The organism is Burkholderia alba, from assembly GCF_034721475.1.
GTDB lineage: Bacteria > Pseudomonadota > Gammaproteobacteria > Burkholderiales > Burkholderiaceae > Burkholderia > Burkholderia alba.
Genome location: NZ_JAWJWL010000004.1, coordinates 62,649 through 77,587, shown reverse-complemented (window position 1 = coordinate 77,587; position 14,939 = coordinate 62,649). Strand labels below are relative to the sequence as shown.

Annotated in this window: 11 protein-coding genes; 6 read left to right on the top strand and 5 right to left on the bottom strand. The window is 68.2% G+C overall.

Annotated elements, in window-relative coordinates; all coding sequences use genetic code 11:
* Positions 1-58: 58 nt before the first annotated feature.
* Both RZR99_RS05355 and RZR99_RS05350 read right to left on the bottom strand, forming a co-directional pair.
* A complete protein-coding gene (locus tag RZR99_RS05355) occupies positions 59-877 on the bottom strand; it encodes an ABC transporter permease (RefSeq protein WP_323118703.1) in 819 nt (272 codons plus the stop codon).
* Positions 874-1,566 carry an ABC transporter ATP-binding protein gene (locus RZR99_RS05350; protein WP_323118702.1) on the bottom strand — a complete coding sequence of 231 codons (693 nt, stop codon included), beginning with the start codon at positions 1,564-1,566 and terminating at the stop codon, positions 874-876. Before RZR99_RS05350 ends, RZR99_RS05355 begins: the two co-directional genes overlap by 4 nt.
* 147 nt (positions 1,567-1,713) lie before the next feature.
* Between RZR99_RS05350 and RZR99_RS05345 the strand changes: the two genes are divergently transcribed.
* From RZR99_RS05345 to RZR99_RS05335, 3 genes are all read left to right on the top strand, one after another.
* Positions 1,714-3,966 (top strand): AsmA family protein, encoded by a 2,253-nt coding sequence (locus tag RZR99_RS05345; RefSeq protein ID WP_323118701.1) that lies wholly within the window; start codon positions 1,714-1,716, stop codon positions 3,964-3,966.
* A 258-nt stretch (positions 3,967-4,224) separates the two neighbouring features.
* Positions 4,225-5,817, top strand: a complete 1,593-nt coding sequence (locus tag RZR99_RS05340; RefSeq protein WP_323118700.1) for an ABC-F family ATPase — start codon at positions 4,225-4,227, stop codon at positions 5,815-5,817.
* Between the two features lie 61 nt (positions 5,818-5,878).
* Positions 5,879-6,427 (top strand): GNAT family N-acetyltransferase, encoded by a 549-nt coding sequence (locus RZR99_RS05335; protein WP_323118699.1) that lies wholly within the window; start codon positions 5,879-5,881, stop codon positions 6,425-6,427.
* A 73-nt stretch (positions 6,428-6,500) separates the two neighbouring features.
* Here the strand turns inward: RZR99_RS05335 and RZR99_RS05330 are convergent, their stop codons facing one another.
* Positions 6,501-7,664 carry a porin gene (locus RZR99_RS05330; RefSeq protein ID WP_323118698.1) on the bottom strand — a complete coding sequence of 388 codons (1,164 nt, stop codon included), beginning with the start codon at positions 7,662-7,664 and terminating at the stop codon, positions 6,501-6,503.
* Positions 7,665-7,995: 331 nt separating this feature from the next.
* On the opposite strand from RZR99_RS05330, the gene RZR99_RS05325 reads away from it, so the two are divergent.
* The 3 genes from RZR99_RS05325 (at position 7,996) to RZR99_RS05315 (ending at position 11,465) form a co-directional block, all read left to right on the top strand.
* Positions 7,996-9,432 (top strand): aldehyde dehydrogenase family protein, encoded by a 1,437-nt coding sequence (locus RZR99_RS05325; RefSeq protein ID WP_323118697.1) that lies wholly within the window; start codon positions 7,996-7,998, stop codon positions 9,430-9,432.
* A 135-nt stretch (positions 9,433-9,567) separates the two neighbouring features.
* Positions 9,568-10,758, top strand: coding sequence for an NAD(P)H-dependent flavin oxidoreductase (locus RZR99_RS05320; protein ID WP_323118696.1), 1,191 nt, complete (start codon positions 9,568-9,570; stop codon positions 10,756-10,758).
* Positions 10,759-10,823: 65 nt separating this feature from the next.
* Positions 10,824-11,465 (top strand): OmpW/AlkL family protein, encoded by a 642-nt coding sequence (locus tag RZR99_RS05315; RefSeq protein WP_323118695.1) that lies wholly within the window; start codon positions 10,824-10,826, stop codon positions 11,463-11,465.
* A 215-nt stretch (positions 11,466-11,680) separates the two neighbouring features.
* Here RZR99_RS05315 and RZR99_RS05310 read toward each other — a convergent pair whose 3' ends face one another.
* Positions 11,681-14,134, bottom strand: coding sequence for a fimbria/pilus outer membrane usher protein (locus RZR99_RS05310; protein WP_323118694.1), 2,454 nt, complete (start codon positions 14,132-14,134; stop codon positions 11,681-11,683).
* A 4-nt stretch (positions 14,135-14,138) separates the two neighbouring features.
* Positions 14,139-14,858 carry a fimbria/pilus chaperone family protein gene (locus tag RZR99_RS05305; protein ID WP_323118693.1) on the bottom strand — a complete coding sequence of 240 codons (720 nt, stop codon included), beginning with the start codon at positions 14,856-14,858 and terminating at the stop codon, positions 14,139-14,141.
* Positions 14,859-14,939 lie beyond the last annotated feature (81 nt).

Here is a 14,939-nt window from a genome sequence, read left to right as displayed (position 1 = left end):
GGTGCGAGGCGTGCCGCCGCCGGACTCGCGGCGTTCGTGCGGCGGACGGCGGCGTGCGCTATCCGGCTTTCTGCTTCGGGTCGCGCTCGACCAGGCGCGATGCGAGAAAGCGATGTTCCGGCGAGAACAGCCGCCGATACGTGAGCAGCACGGAGCCGACCGTGCCGAGCGCCGACGAGGCCGCGATCAGGAACATGATCACGATCTGGTAGCGCACGGCCTGCAGCGGCGATTGCCCGGCGAGCACCTGGCCCGTCATCATCCCCGGCAGGCTCACGACGCCGACCACCGCCATCTGGTTGAGGGTGGGCAGCATGCCCGCCCGCACGGCCTGGCGCGCCGCGTCCTGCGCCGCTTCCCAGCGGGTCGCCCCGAGCGCGAGCGCGGTTTCGACGCGGTCGCGGCGCGCAGTCAGTTCCTCCGTCATGCGTTCGATGCCGAGCGAGACGCCGGTCAGCGTGTTGCCGAGGATCATGCCGAGAATCGGAATCGCGTACTGCGGCTCGTACCACGGATGGATGCGGATCACGGCGAACAGCCCGACGGCCGCGACGAACCAGCTGCTGAACCAGATCGACAGGATGCTGTCCGCGCGCTGGCCCGCGTAGGTGCGCTTGCCGCGTCCGGCGCCGGCGAAGCCGGCGATCAGCGTCATCAGCGCCATCAGCGGCAGGACGACGTACCAGCGCGCGTGGCCGAATACCCAGCCCAGCACGTAACCGATCGCGAGCAATTGCACCACGGTGCGCAAGGCCGCCCACGCGAGCTTGCGGCCGAGCCCGAGCGACAACGCGAGCGACAGCGCGCCGTTGATCGCGACCAGCGCCGCGGCGATGCCGACGTCGACGAGGCTCAGATCCTGCAGCACGGAATTCATCGCGCGGCCTCCGTCGCGGCGGACAGGACGCCCGCGCGCATGGTCAGGCAGCGCGGGCCGATGCGCGCCGCCTGCGCCGGGTCGTGGGAGATCCACAGATACGCGCGGGCCGCCGGCGCGGCATCGAACCACGCGGCCACCAGCGTCTCGATCGCGCGCGTCGACTCGGGATCCAGCGCCGCGGTGGGCTCGTCGAGCAGCAGCACGTCGGGGTCGAGCTGCAGCACGCGCAGCAGCGCGGCGATCTGCGCTTCGCCGCCCGACAGCTCGGCGGCCGCCTGCGCGAGAAAATCGGCGCCGCGCCCGGCCTGCGCGGCGAGATCCGCGACGCGCGCGCGGTCGAAACGCAGATCGCGATAAACGGCGAGGGAATACGGATAGCGCAGCAGATCCTCGACGGTACCCTCGGCCGGCGCCGGACGCTGCCGCAGGTACGCGACGCTGCGCCGATAGCGCGGAATCGCCGCGCGGGCGATCGGCTGGCCGCGCCAGAGGATCGTGCCGCCGCTCAGCGGATCCAGCAGCGCCAGCGCGCGGAGCAGGACGCTCTTGCCGGAACCGGACGGGCCGGTGATCGCGATGCGCTCGCCGCCCGCCAGCGTGAAATCGGTCGGGGCCAGAAGCGTCTTGCCGCTGGACGCGTCCTTGCGGGTGATGCGCCGGGCATCGATCAGGCCGTTACCTGTCATAAATGCAAAAAAGGGTAAATGGGGCGGGGCGGCGATGGGCCGTGCGTCATAATAACGACCTTGCCCGGCGTTGCGCGGCATGGCGCGTACTTTTCTCGCGGCCGGCGGCGCGGGCGGCAAGCTACCCAGAACAACAACGGAACCGGCATGACGCTTTCCCGAGCTATCGGCAAATCGGCTGCATGGATCGCCGGCATCGTCGCGGTCTTGATCGTGGCGCTCGACATCTTCATCTTCACGTTCGACTGGAACCGCGCGAAGCCGTGGGTCAACGAACAGGTGAGCACGGCGATCGGCCGCCCCTTCGACATCCGCGGCGATCTCGGCGTCGGCTGGCGGCGCCCCGACGGCGAAACCGGCTGGCGGGCCTGGGTGCCCTGGCCGAGCGTGTCGGCTACCCAGATCGTGGTCGGCAATCCCGCGTGGGCCAAGGCCCCCAATTTCGCGACGCTCGACGAAGCCCGCTTCGATCTCGCGGTGCTGCCGCTGCTCGCGCACGACGTGGTGATCCCGTCGATCACGCTCGTCAATCCCGCGCTCGACATCGAACGCCTCGCCGACGGGCGCAACAACTGGACGTTCGAATTCAAGCAATCGGCGCAGCCGTCGCCGTGGAAGGTGCAGCTGCGCAACTTCGGTTTCGCCAAGGGCACGGTCGCTTACCGCGACGCAATCGCCAAGGCCGACCTGACGGTCGCGATCGACACGCTCGGCCAGCCGATTCCGCTCGGCGACGTGCTGCAGCAGCAGGAGGAGACGTCGCGCGCGGCGTCGGCGCAGCGCGTCGGCAAGAAGGGCGCCGCGCAATTGACCGCGAAGGCGAAATCGGAGATGGCATCGGCTGCGTCCGGTGCCTCGGATGCGGCCGTCGCCGCGCCCGGATCGGCCGCGAGCGCGGCGACGGCGCAGGCTTCCGCGCCGGCCGCCGGCTCCGGCGTCCAGGCGAAGCCGGCCGGCCCGAGCTATGCGTTCGGCTTGACCGTGAAGGGCCGCTACAAGGGCGTGCCGATCGACGGCACCGGCAAGCTCGGCGGCGTGCTTGCGCTGCAGGACGCATCGCGCCCGTTCCCGCTGCAGGCGGACGTGAAGGCGGGCGACACGCGCCTCGCGATCGTCGGCACGCTGACCGACCCGACCCAACTCGCCGCGATCGACCTGCGCCTGTGGCTGCAGGGCGCGAGCATGTCGCATCTGTACGCGCTCACCGGCGTGACGCTGCCCGATACGCCGCCGTATGCAACGGAAGGACGCCTGATCGGCCGCTTCAAGCGCAACGCGAGCACGTTCCGCTACGAGAATTTCAACGGCCGCGTCGGCGGCAGCGATCTCCACGGCACGCTTGCATACGAACAGCGCACGCCGCGCCCGCTGCTGTCGGGCGAGCTGGTGTCGAACCTGCTCCAGTTCTCCGATCTTGCGCCGATCATCGGCGCGGATACCGCCGCCAGCAAGAAGCAGCGGGGCGACACGACGCAACAGCCGTCCAGCCGCGTGCTGCCGGTCGAAACCTTCCGGACCGACCGCTGGCGCGCGCTCGACGCCGACGTGAAATTCACCGGCAGGAAGCTGGTCAAGAACGCCGATCTGCCGATCACCGATCTCTACACGCACATCGTGATGCAGGACGGTGTGCTGTCGCTCGTGCCGCTCAAGTTCGGCGTCGCGGGCGGCTCGCTGTCGACCGAGGCGCGGCTCGACGGCAGCAGCGCGCCGCTGAAGGGCAAGTTCTCGGTGGCCGCGCGCCACCTGAAGCTCAAGCAGCTGTTCTCGACGCAGAAGGTGATGCAATCGGCGCTCGGCGAAATCAACGGCGACGCCGCGCTGTCGGCCACCGGCAACTCGCCGGCGGCGCTCGCCGCCACCTCGAACGGCGAAATCAAGGCGCTCGTCACCAACGGCGCGATCAGCCGCCTGCTGATGGAAGCCGCGGGCCTGAACGTCGCGAACGTCGTCTACGAGAAGCTGTTCGGCGGCAAGGACGTGAAGATCAACTGCGCGGCCGTCGATTTCGTCGCCACCAATGGGATACTCGACGCGAAGGTGTTCGCGCTCGACACCGACGACGCAGTGATTCGCGTCGACGGCACGGTCAACCTGCGCGACGAATCGATGGACATGTCGATCCATCCGCAGACCAAGGGCTTCCGCGTGTTCTCGCTGCGCTCACCGCTCTATGTGAAGGGGACGTTCAAGAATCCGGACGTGGGCGTCAACGTCGGCGCGCTGGCGCTGCGCGCGGGCGCGATGGTGGGCCTCGGCCTCATCAATCCGTTCGCGGCGCTGATCCCGCTGATTGCGCCCAGCAACAACAAGGGCGTGCCCTGCTCGGAAATGTTCGCGCAGCTGAAGGCGCCGCCCAAGGCGCCGCCGCCGGGCCGCAAGGCCGCGGCCGCGAAGTAGGCGGCGCGGCCGGCCTCGCGCCGGGATACGGCACGGACCGGCAGGAGCGGATTGTTTTCATCCGGCATCGATTCCGACCCCGAAAGGAACGGAGGCGCCTGTCCGGCCCGCGCGGGGATCCGGCGCGCGTTGCCGCACGGCGCCGACCGCATGCTGCACGGGCGTCCGCGGGTGATTGCCGCGCTGTCGCCCAGCATTTCACCGACACCTGCTAAAATATCCGGTTTTCCGTCGATCTACCTCTTAACGGGCTACGCTGTGCTTTCTACCGCCAACATCACGATGCAATTCGGGCCCAAGCCCCTGTTCGAGAATATCTCGGTCAAGTTCGGGGAGGGCAACCGCTATGGTCTCATCGGAGCGAACGGCTGCGGCAAGTCGACCTTCATGAAGATCCTCGGCGGCGATCTGGAGTCGAGCGCCGGCAACGTGATGCTCGAACCGAACGTGCGCCTCGGCAAGTTGCGCCAGGACCAGTTCGCGTATGAGGACGTGCGCGTGCTCGACGTCGTGATGATGGGCCACACCGAAATGTGGGCCGCGATGAGCGAGCGCGATGCGATCTACGCGAACCCGGATGCCACCGACGACGACTACATGCACGCCGCCGAGCTCGAGGCGAAGTTCGCCGAATACGGCGGCTACGATGCCGAGGCGCGCGCGGGCGCGCTGCTGCTCGGCATCGGCATCGACGAAAAATTCCACAGCGGCACGATGAGCGAGGTCGCGCCCGGCTGGAAGCTGCGCGTGCTGCTCGCGCAGGCGCTGTTCTCGAAGCCGGACGTGCTGCTGCTCGACGAGCCGACCAACAACCTCGACATCAACTCGATTCGCTGGCTGGAGAGCACGCTCAACGAGTACAACTCCACGATGATCATCATCTCGCACGATCGTCACTTCCTGAACTCGGTGTGCACGCACATGGCCGACATGGACTACGGCACGCTGAAGGTCTATCCGGGCAACTACGACGACTACATGCTGGCGTCGGCGCAGGCGCGCGAGCGGCAGGCCGCGGCGAACACCCGGGCGAAGGAGCGCGTCGCGGAACTGCAGGACTTCGTGCGCCGCTTCTCGGCGAACAAGTCGAAGGCCCGCCAGGCGACCAGCCGCGCGAAGCAGATCGACAAGATCAAGATCGAGGAATTCAAGCCGTCGTCGCGGCAGAATCCGTTCATCCGCTTCGATTTCGAGAAGAAGCTGCACAACATCGCGGTGGTGGCCGAGAACATCACGAAGAAGTACGAGCGCACGATCTTCCAGAACTTCAACCTGTCGGTGCAGCCGGGCGAGCGGATCGCGATCATCGGCGAGAACGGCGCGGGCAAGACCACGCTGCTGCGCGCGCTGCGCGGCCAGCTGGCGCTCGATCACGGCACCGTGAAGTGGGCGGAGAACGCGAACACCGGCTACATGCCGCAGGACACCTACGAGGAATTCCCGGACGACGTCACGCTGATGGACTGGATCGACCAGTACCGCCAGGACGGCGACGAGGAAACCATGGTGCGCGGCACGCTCGGCCGCCTGCTGTTCACGGCCGACGACATCCGGAAATCGGTGAAGGTGCTGTCGGGCGGCGAGAAGGGCCGGATGATCTGGGGCAAGCTGATGCTCGGCCGCCACAACGTGCTGCTGATGGACGAGCCGACCAACCACATGGACATGGAGTCGATCGAGTCGCTGCAGATCGCGCTCGAGAAGTTCGAGGGCACGCTGATCTTCGTGTCGCACGACCGCGAGTTCGTGAGCGGGCTGGCCAATCGCATCATCGAAGTGAAGACCGACGGCACGCTGAACGACTTCGGCGGCAACTACGAGGACTTCCTGACGAGCCAGGGCGCGGCGTAAGCGCGTCCCCCGGCCGGCTGCCGTCGCGACGGCAGCCGGCATCCTGTCCTCCCGCATGATCATGGAGCGTCCGTCCGGCATGGTGATCGAAACCGAGCGTCTGTTGCTCCGTCAGCATCGGTTTTCCGATTTCGACGCCTGGTGCGCGATGTTTTCCGACCCGATCGTGCTTCGCTTCGTCGGCGCCCAGCCGATCTCCCGCGAAGACATGTGGAACCGGCTGCTGCGCTATACCGGACACTGGACGCTGTTCGGCTCGGGCATTTTCGCGATCATCGACAAGCGGACCGGGGCGCTGCTCGGCGAGACCGGGTTCGCGGATTTCCACCGCGGCCTGGGCCCCACGTTCGATCCCGCGCCGGAAGCGGCATGGGCGCTCGTCAGTGCCGCGCACGGGAAGGGCTACGCGAAAGAGGCGGCCGCTGCCGCCCACGCGTGGTTCGACCAGCGCTTCGCGCCGCCCCGTACCGTCTGCATCATCAATCCCGACAATACGGCATCCCTCGCGCTGGCGTCGCAGCTCGGCTACCGGCCGTTCGGTGACGCGCAATACCGCAACGGCACGGTGCGCATGTTCGAACGCTTCACAGGCCTGCCCACGTCTCTCTGACGGGGCCGGCCGGCGAATCTTCGCCAACTGCGTGCCGAAGATTCGCGCGTCGCCGCATGCTGGCGCCCGCGCCTCAGAACCGATGCCGCATCCCCAGCGCCACCACGCTCTGCGTGTTCTTGCCGCCATATCCATACGATCCGATCGACGCCTGCGCCTGCTGCGTGCCGCCGTCTAGCGTGCGCTGCACGCCGTTCGCACGTTGCCACGCGCCGACCAGATAGAAATCGGTCCGCTTCGACAGCAGATAGTCGGCGCCCGCCGACACCTGGTGATAGGTCGCGCCCGTATCGCCGCTCGCCTTCGTGTAGCTGTAGCCGACCCCGACCAGCAGCGCGGCGTTCGCCTGATAGTTGAGGAATCCGCGGCCGGTGTTGTACTTCTGCGTCGCCCGGAACGACGAGAACGCATCCGGCTTGTACTGCGCGTTGCTGTAGTCGATGCCGAACGTGAACGGCCCCGCGACGTATTGCGCGGCCGCGCGTGCGATCCCCATCGATTTCGCCGAGATGTAGCCGCCGTTCACGAGCGAGCCGTCGAAGGTGCCGTCCGACGTGCCGCCCCAGGTCGTGCGCAGCGTGCCCGGCGTCGGTTGAGCGTTGGCCGCGTAGTAGTAGCCGCCCGCGAGGCTGAGCGGGCCGTTGCCGTACGCGAGGCCCGCCGACCAGGTCTGCCCGGAGCCGGTCTTGCCCGCGACGCCGCCGAGCGCGTACATGCCGACGAACTGGAAGCCGGCCACGGTCGGGGAGGTGTACTTGATCGCGTTGCTGGTGCGCGACGACGTATCGTAGTTGTCGACGTCGCCGGGCGTCGCGTAGACGCTGCCGAAGTAGTAATCGCCGGTGACGGGCCACGCGACGTCCGCGAGCGCATCGTACTGGCGGCCGATCGTGACGGTCCCGTAACGGTCGCTTTCCAGACCGACGAAGGACTGGCGGCCGAACATCCGGCCGCCCTGGCCGAGCGCGCCGGTATTCGGATTGAAACCGTTTTCGATCGTGAAGATCGCCTTGAGCCCGCCGCCCAGGTCTTCCGAGCCTTTCAGGCCCCAGCGGCTGCCGAGCAGGTTGCCGTTGCCGAGTCCGATCTGGCTGTCGCCGTTCGCATTCGCCTTGTTGACGTAGGTCAGCGAGGTATCGATCAGGCCGTACAGGCTGACGCTGGATTGCGCATGGGCCGTGCTCGCGGCGCCCAGCAGGGCGAGCGAGGCGAGCGGAATGACGCGACGGTTTTTCATGAAATGCTCCACACGGATGATGATTGAGAATGGCGAGCGCCGACCGGTTGGGCGACGCTGGATCAAGGCGCTGACGAGGGGGTCCCGGGATGAAATGAAGTCCCGATCCTAGGAATGCGCCGCTCCGCGGAGATGAGCGCCAAATGAGAATCGCGTCATCGCGGCTTCATGAAAGCCGGATAGAACGACGCGTGCCCGCCTCGGCGGCGAAGCGGGCGCAATGCCGGGCGCGTTGCCGGCGAGTGCCCGGCGGGCGCGCATTCCGGCAGCGATCGCACACTCGCACCGCACTCGGTAGAATGGCCGCTTCCACGGAGACAGGATCAGCACGATGAAAAGTTACGAACAGTTCTACATCGACGGCGCCTGGCGCACCCCGGTCGGGCGCGGCACGATCGACGTGATCGATTCCGGCACGGAAGCGGTGATCGGCCGCATTCCCGCCGGCGAAGCCGACGACGCGAAGGCCGCGATCGCCGCGGCGCGCGCCGCGTTCGACGGCTGGGCCGCGACGCCGCCGGCCGAACGCGCGGGCTACCTGCGCAAGATCACCGAGCAACTGAAGACTCGCGGCGAGGAACTGGCGCAGCTGATCACGGGGGAAGTCGGGATGCCGATCCGGCTGTCGCGCGCGATCCAGGTCGCGGGGCCGATCTACAACTGGGGCGCGTACGCGAAGCTCGCCGATACTTTCCCGTTCGAGGCGCAGGTCGGCCATTCGCTCATCGTGCGCGAGCCGGTGGGCGTGGTCGCGGCGATCACGCCGTGGAACTATCCGCTGAACCAGGTCACGCTGAAGGTGGCCGCCGCGCTCGCGGCCGGTTGCACGGTGGTGCTGAAGCCCTCCGAGGTCGCGCCGCTCAACGCCTTCGTGCTGGCCGAGGCGATCCACGCGGCCGGGCTGCCGGCCGGCGTGTTCAACATGGTGTGCGGCTACGGGCCCGTGGTCGGCGAAGTGCTCGCGAGCGACCCGGAAGTCGACATGGTGTCGTTCACCGGTTCGACGCGCGCGGGCAAGCGCGTGTCGGAGGTGGCGGCGGCAACCGTGAAGCGCGTCGCGCTCGAGCTGGGCGGCAAGTCGGCGTCGGTGCTGCTCGACGACGCGGATTTCCCGGCGGCGGTGAAAGGCACGGTCGGCGCATGCTTCCTCAACGCGGGCCAGACCTGTTCCGCGCATACCCGGATGCTGGTGCCCGAAGCGCGCTACGACGAAGCCCGCGCGCTCGCGAAGGCCGCCGCCGAAACCTACGTTGCGGGCGATCCGCGCAGCGATGCGACGCGTCTCGGCGCGCTGGCGTCGGCCGCGCAGCAGCAGCGCGTGCGGGACTACATCCGGCGCGGCGTCGAAGAAGGCGCGGAACTGGTGACGGGCGGCGTGGACATGCCCGCGGGCCTGACCCGGGGCTTCTTCGTCCAGCCGACGGTGTTCGGCCGCGTCGCGCCGAAGGCGACCATCGCGCAGGAGGAAATCTTCGGACCGGTGCTGTCGATCATCACCTACCGGGACGAGGACGAGGCGGTGCGGATCGCGAACGATTCCCCCTACGGACTGGGCGGCGCGGTGTGGGCCGGCAGCGACGAGCGCGCGCTGCGGGTCGCGCGACGCATCCGCACCGGCCAGGTCGACATCAACGGCGCGATGTGGAACGCGGCCGCGCCGTTCGGCGGCTTCAAGCAATCGGGCCACGGCCGCGAGAACGGCGTGTACGGGCTCGAGGAGTACCTGGAGTACAAGTCGCTGCAGCTGAAGGTGCAGAAGCCGGCGTAACGGCGCGCGCGCCCTGCGTCAAAACGGCATGCCCGGGGAACCGCGCATGCCGTTTCCTTATTGACCGTCGTCAAGGCGCGCGGCGCCCAATCGCCGATCATCGGACTCTTTCTTCGTCGTATTCGAGAGGTTCCGATGACCGTACCCCCTTCCTTTGCGCCGCTCGAGATTCGCGGCCGTTCGCTGCTGCCCGTCGTTCAGGGCGGGATGGGCGTCGGCGTATCCGCCCACCGGCTCGCCGGCAGCGTCGCGCGCGAAGGCGCGATGGGCACGATCGCCAGCATCGATCTGCGCCATCACCACACCGACCTGATCGAGCGATGCCGGAGCCAGCCCGATCGCGCCACGCTCGAAGCCGCCAACCGCGAGGCGCTGGCCCGCGAGATCCAGCTGGCGAAACGCTGGAGCGAAGGGCGCGGCATGATCGCAGTCAACGTGATGAAGGCCGTGAGCGCGCAGGTCGATTACGTGCAGGTCGCGTGCGAGTTCGGTGCGGATGCGATCGTGATGGGCGCGGGGCTGCCGCTCGATCTGCCGGAGATGACGCGGGGCCATGACATCGCGTTGATCCCGATCCTGTCAGACAGCCGTGGCGTCGCGCTCGTGCTGAAGAAGTGGATGAAGAAGGGCCGCCTGCCCGATGCCGTCGTGATCGAGCATCCCGCGCATGCGGGCGGTCATCTCGGCGTGACGCATCTCGACGACATGCACGATCCGCGTTTCGGGTTCGCGCGCGTGCTCGACGAGATCGCGCAGACGCTTGCGACGCTGGGCATCGAGCGCGAGCGGATCGCGCTGATCGTCGCGGGCGGGATCAACAGTCATGCGGCGGTGTGCGCGACGTTCGCCGCGGGCGCGAACGGCGTGCAGGTGGGAACGCCGTTCGCGGTGACGGAGGAGGGCGATGCGCATCCGAACTTCAAGCGCGTGCTGGCCGACGCGGGGCCGGACGACATCGTCGAGTTCATCAGCGTCACGGGGCTGCCCGCGCGGGCCGTGAAGACGCCCTGGCTCGAACGCTACCTGCGCCACGAAACGCGGATCCGCGCGAAGCTCGGCGCGTTGAAGCAGCGCTGCCCGACGGCGCTCGAATGCCTGAACGTCTGCGGCCTGCGCGACGGCATCGAACGCTTCGGGCATTTCTGCATCGATACGCGGCTCGCGGCCGCGTTGCGCGGCGATGTCGCGAACGGCCTGTTCTTTCGCGGCCGCGAGCCTTTGCCGTTCGGCCGGGCGATCCGCAGCGTGAGGGACCTGCTCGATCTGCTGCTGACCGGCACGGCACCCGAGCCTGCGGCAAACCGCCCCACGTTCTCGCTGGCTTGACGGCCGTCAATATGGAAACGGAACCACCCCGGGAAAATCGAGCCTGTTCCTAGGGGGTTTTCAACATGCATAAAACGATTCGTACTTGCATCGCCGCGGTTGCCGGCACAGCGAGCCTTGCCCTGATGCCTTCGCTGTCGCACGCAGCTTCGCCCGGCGAAGGCATCTCGCAAGGCGACATCATCGCGCGGGTGCGCGCGATCAGCATCATGCCGCAGGATCGCGCGAGCAATACGCTGTCCGCGCTCAACGTCGGCGTCAACAACGCGATCGTGCCCGAGCTCGATTTCACGTACATGATTCGCGACTATCTCGGCATCGAGCTGATTCTCGGCACGTCGCGCCACCAGATCAATTCGAACCTGGGCCATCTCGGCGGCGTGAACGTGCTGCCGCCGACCCTGCTGCTGCAGTACCACTTCAATCACGCGGGGAAGGTGCGGCCCTACGTCGGCGCCGGCATCAACTACACGCTGTTCTACAACAACGGGCTGAACGCGGGCGGCCAGGGCATTTCGGTCAACAACCACAGCTTCGGCCCCGCGCTGCAGTTCGGGGTCGACGTGCAGGTGACGAAGAAGATGTTCGTCAACGTCGACTTGAAGAAGATCTGGATGCACACCGATGCGACGATGGGCGGCCAGCCGCTCGGCCGTCTGCATATCGATCCGCTGATTCTGGGCGTGGGTGTCGGGATGAAGTTCTGAGCGGCGCGCGTGGAACGGAAGATCAAAGTGTTGGGGTTGGCGGCATGGCGTTCTGCATGCCGCTTTTTTTATAGTCGCGGAGGACGGCGGCGCGGCGCCGAGCCGGCCGGGATGGCCGATTCTCGTCGACGCCGGGCTTGCTTGTGCCGGCGCAGCCGAACGGTGTCGATTCTCCTCGCGACGGCTCGTCCGGCGCAAGCGCCGGTGGATGCGCGCTACAGCACGCACCGCGCATCGATCCGCTCGTAATAGCGGACCTGCTGCGGTTGCGCATCCGGTAGCGCATAGGTGACGCGGCACACCGTTCCATCCGGCAGCTCAGCCCGCAGCGGGACCGCCCATTGCCGGCCGGAGAGCATGACGCGGCCGCCGTCCGCGGACACGGTGACGAAGCGGCCGTCCTCGTCGACGATGGAGGCGAGCTTCGGCAGCGGTTCGCCGCCGTTCAGCTTGACGGCGAGCAGGATGCGCCGCGCGCGCTGCACCGAGAATTCGAGCCGGCTGACCGAACCCCGTCCGGGATCGACGGATTGCAGGCCGTTCGCGAGATCGACATTGCGCGGCAGGCTTTTCGTCGCGACGACAATGTGGCTGCTCGTGTACGCCGGCAGCGATGCGATCGCCGCGCGGCCTGCCGGATTGGTCCAGACCGGCCCCGCGGGCGTCGACAGTTCGATGCCGGGCTGATCGGCCACTCGCGCGACGCCGAATGTGTCGCGAATCTCGTAGGGCGACAACAGCGGCCCGGCGCCGTCTACCACGACCCCGCCGCGCAGGTTCGCGGTCAACGTCGAGCCGGCGGCGCCGTAGGTGCTCGCGGTCAAGCCCAGTTGCGCACGGCGCGGCGTCATGCTCAGCGCGGCCCGCATCGACGCCCGCCGTCGGTCGCTGTCGTAGTCGCTCGCGATGCTGTAGTGGCTGTATCGGCCGACCCGATCGGCGTACCGGACGCCGAACCGCGCATCGGCGCCGGAGACGTTCGCGTACGTGCTGATGCTGCGCCTGCCGAGCGGCACGTTGACGCTCAGGTAGGCCTGTTCCCCGCCGGACGTGCCGTTGCCGATGCTGCGGCTCAGGTTCAGCGAGACCGATGTCGGTCCGAACGAGCGGGTCCACGACGCTGTGACGCGCTGCGTCCCCGAACCATCGAACACCATCGCCCGGGTGTAGTTGAACGCGACATTGCCGAGCGTCGCATGGCGCCAGGCCGCGCCTGCCGTGTATTGCGCGCGGGCGGACGGCGCGAATGCGCCCGGTTGCTGGAGCGCGTCGCCGAGCTCTCGGTATCCGGCGGAGCGTTGGCTCGCCGATACGTTGAAGTTGAGATCCGACATCCACTGGCTGCCCACGGAGAGGCTGCCTTGCGCACCGTTCGAGCCGTCCGTCGCGCGCGTGAAGGCGACCTGGGCCGCAGCCTGGATGCCGGTGAGCGGCACGCCCTCGACGCCGGCCGCGAGCGCCTGATAGGGCGCCGACATCAGCACGCCCGCGTTCAGATTGACGCGCGTGCCGACCCGCCAGCCGCGGCTCGCGGTGGCGAGCCACGGTGCGCGCATGTCGTTCTGGTTCTGCAGCCGGCCGACCGCCAGCGCGAGTCCCGGCGCGGTGCCGAGCCGGCTCGGGCCGAGCGCCGCCGCCGGCACGACGAAGCGCTGCGGCGCGCCGGTCGCTTCGACGATCGTGACGTCCAGATCCGCATTGCCGCTGACGAGCGGCAGATCGCGCAGCGTGAAAGGCCCGGGAGGAAGCTCCGAGACGTGGATCAGCACGCCGAGCTGGCGTACTTCGATACGCGCCTGCGTGCGGGCGATACCGGTGACGATCGCGCCGGACTCCGGCGGCGCCGCGAGCGCATCGTCGGGAAACAGCTGGAGACCGTAGAGCGGACCGATCGCGAACAGCGTCGAGCGCGGATTGATCTGGCCGGCCTGCAGAACCGTCTCGCGGGATGCGAACGTGCGTTGCGCGTACGCGGACTGATGATCGAAGCGTGTTTCGCCGCCTTGCGATGTCGTGATCTGGCGGCTGCGCACGATCCAGCTGTCGGCATTGAATCCCAGTTCCGTTGCGGCCTGCCAGTATTGCGCGGTGCCGGCGGGGCCGCGCGTCACCATCGACAGCGCGTCGTAGTTGACGAGTCCGGCCATGCCGCCGGTCGTGAAATCGACGGCGCGGCGCGGGGGGGTGTCGAGCGCTTCCGGCGGCACGATGAAGGCGACGGTTCCCGTGTCGGGATGCAGCGTAATGAGCGCTGCCGGATACGCGCGCGGGTAATCGACGCACTCGGAGGCGGATGGGGGCGACGCCGGCGAGGCATCGTCGCGCAGGCCGGCGGGTATCGCAAGACCGGCCGCCCGCAGCAGGTCGGGCGTCGCGCAGAGTTGCCCGTTTGCGTCGAAGCGGGCGTCGGCCCGGCCTTTTCTCCTGCCGTTGACTTGCAGCTGGATCGACGTGACGCCAGGCATGAAGCGCGCTGCGCGCTGGAAGTAGCGCGCGGCGCCGGCATCGATGCCGCGCGCCGAGAGGGCCCCCATGTCGAATGCCGGCGAATCCGCCGCCGCGCCGACAGCGGTTTCGTCCGGCGCGGCGGCGGAGCAGATGGGAGCGAGCAGCGCGGCCACCAGTACGCCATGACGGCGGTGGCGCTCGACCTGCGAGATAGTGTGCAAGCGTTCAGCGCGGCGTCACGTCGTCCAGCGGCGCGTCGTGGTGCTCGACCGAATAGCCGTAGACCGTCGCCGGAAAGATCCGGACCTGCCGCGCCGGAACCGGTGCGTCGAGCGTGATCCTGAGCGTCTCGCCGGGCAGGACGTAAGGCTTCGGCAGGGCGACGACGTGCTGCCCGGGCAGCAACTGCACGCTCTGTTCGAGGCGGACCACGTAGCGGCTGCCGTTGTTCACGGTCAGCTCGCCATCGTGTACGGACCACTTGAGCAATGTCCACGGCGCGTTATTGCGCGGGAGATCGCGCGGCTGGATCAAGACCGGCAGATCTTGCTGGACGACGGTCCTGATCTCGTTCCTGCCGGCGCGCTTCGGCGGGATGCCTTCGAAGGTGACGCGGCTCAGGTGCTGCGTCTTGAGCGGGGCGTCGACATCGAGCACGAATCGGACCAGTTGCCGCGCGCCGGGCTCGACGCGTGCCATCGGCGGCGTGACGACGAGCCGATCCGCCGGATCCTCGGGAATCGGGTGGAGATGGGTGTAGAGCAGCGCCGGCGCGTTGTCGGTATTCCTGATCGCGACCGATCCTTCGCCGTCCGCTTCGTCGACGATGACGATTGTCGTGTCGGGCACCATGCCCATCGAATGGGCGAGGCCGGGATTGAACAGAACGGCGGCAAGACTGACCGCGAAGGGGGCGGCGCGGTGTGAGAAAGGGAGCGTTTTCATGGAGGGCGGTGCGCGGCGCGGCCGCATCGACGACGAGTGGGGGCACCGCGCCGCCGCGTGACGGAGGCGGCGCGGTGCGAG

What these genes read in the sequence shown, in the direction of transcription:
- RZR99_RS05355 (WP_323118703.1), bottom strand. Translation starts at nt 877, where the DNA reads ATGAATTCCGTGCTGCAGGATCTGAGCCTCGTCGACGTCGGCATCGCC.
- RZR99_RS05350 (WP_323118702.1), bottom strand. Translation starts at nt 1,566, where the DNA reads ATGACAGGTAACGGCCTGATCGATGCCCGGCGCATCACCCGCAAGGAC.
- RZR99_RS05345 (WP_323118701.1), top strand. Translation starts at nt 1,714, where the DNA reads ATGACGCTTTCCCGAGCTATCGGCAAATCGGCTGCATGGATCGCCGGC.
- RZR99_RS05335 (WP_323118699.1), top strand. Translation starts at nt 5,879, where the DNA reads ATGGAGCGTCCGTCCGGCATGGTGATCGAAACCGAGCGTCTGTTGCTC.
- RZR99_RS05330 (WP_323118698.1), bottom strand. Translation starts at nt 7,664, where the DNA reads ATGAAAAACCGTCGCGTCATTCCGCTCGCCTCGCTCGCCCTGCTGGGC.
- RZR99_RS05325 (WP_323118697.1), top strand. Translation starts at nt 7,996, where the DNA reads ATGAAAAGTTACGAACAGTTCTACATCGACGGCGCCTGGCGCACCCCG.
- RZR99_RS05320 (WP_323118696.1), top strand. Translation starts at nt 9,568, where the DNA reads ATGACCGTACCCCCTTCCTTTGCGCCGCTCGAGATTCGCGGCCGTTCG.
- RZR99_RS05315 (WP_323118695.1), top strand. Translation starts at nt 10,824, where the DNA reads ATGCATAAAACGATTCGTACTTGCATCGCCGCGGTTGCCGGCACAGCG.
- RZR99_RS05305 (WP_323118693.1), bottom strand. Translation starts at nt 14,858, where the DNA reads ATGAAAACGCTCCCTTTCTCACACCGCGCCGCCCCCTTCGCGGTCAGT.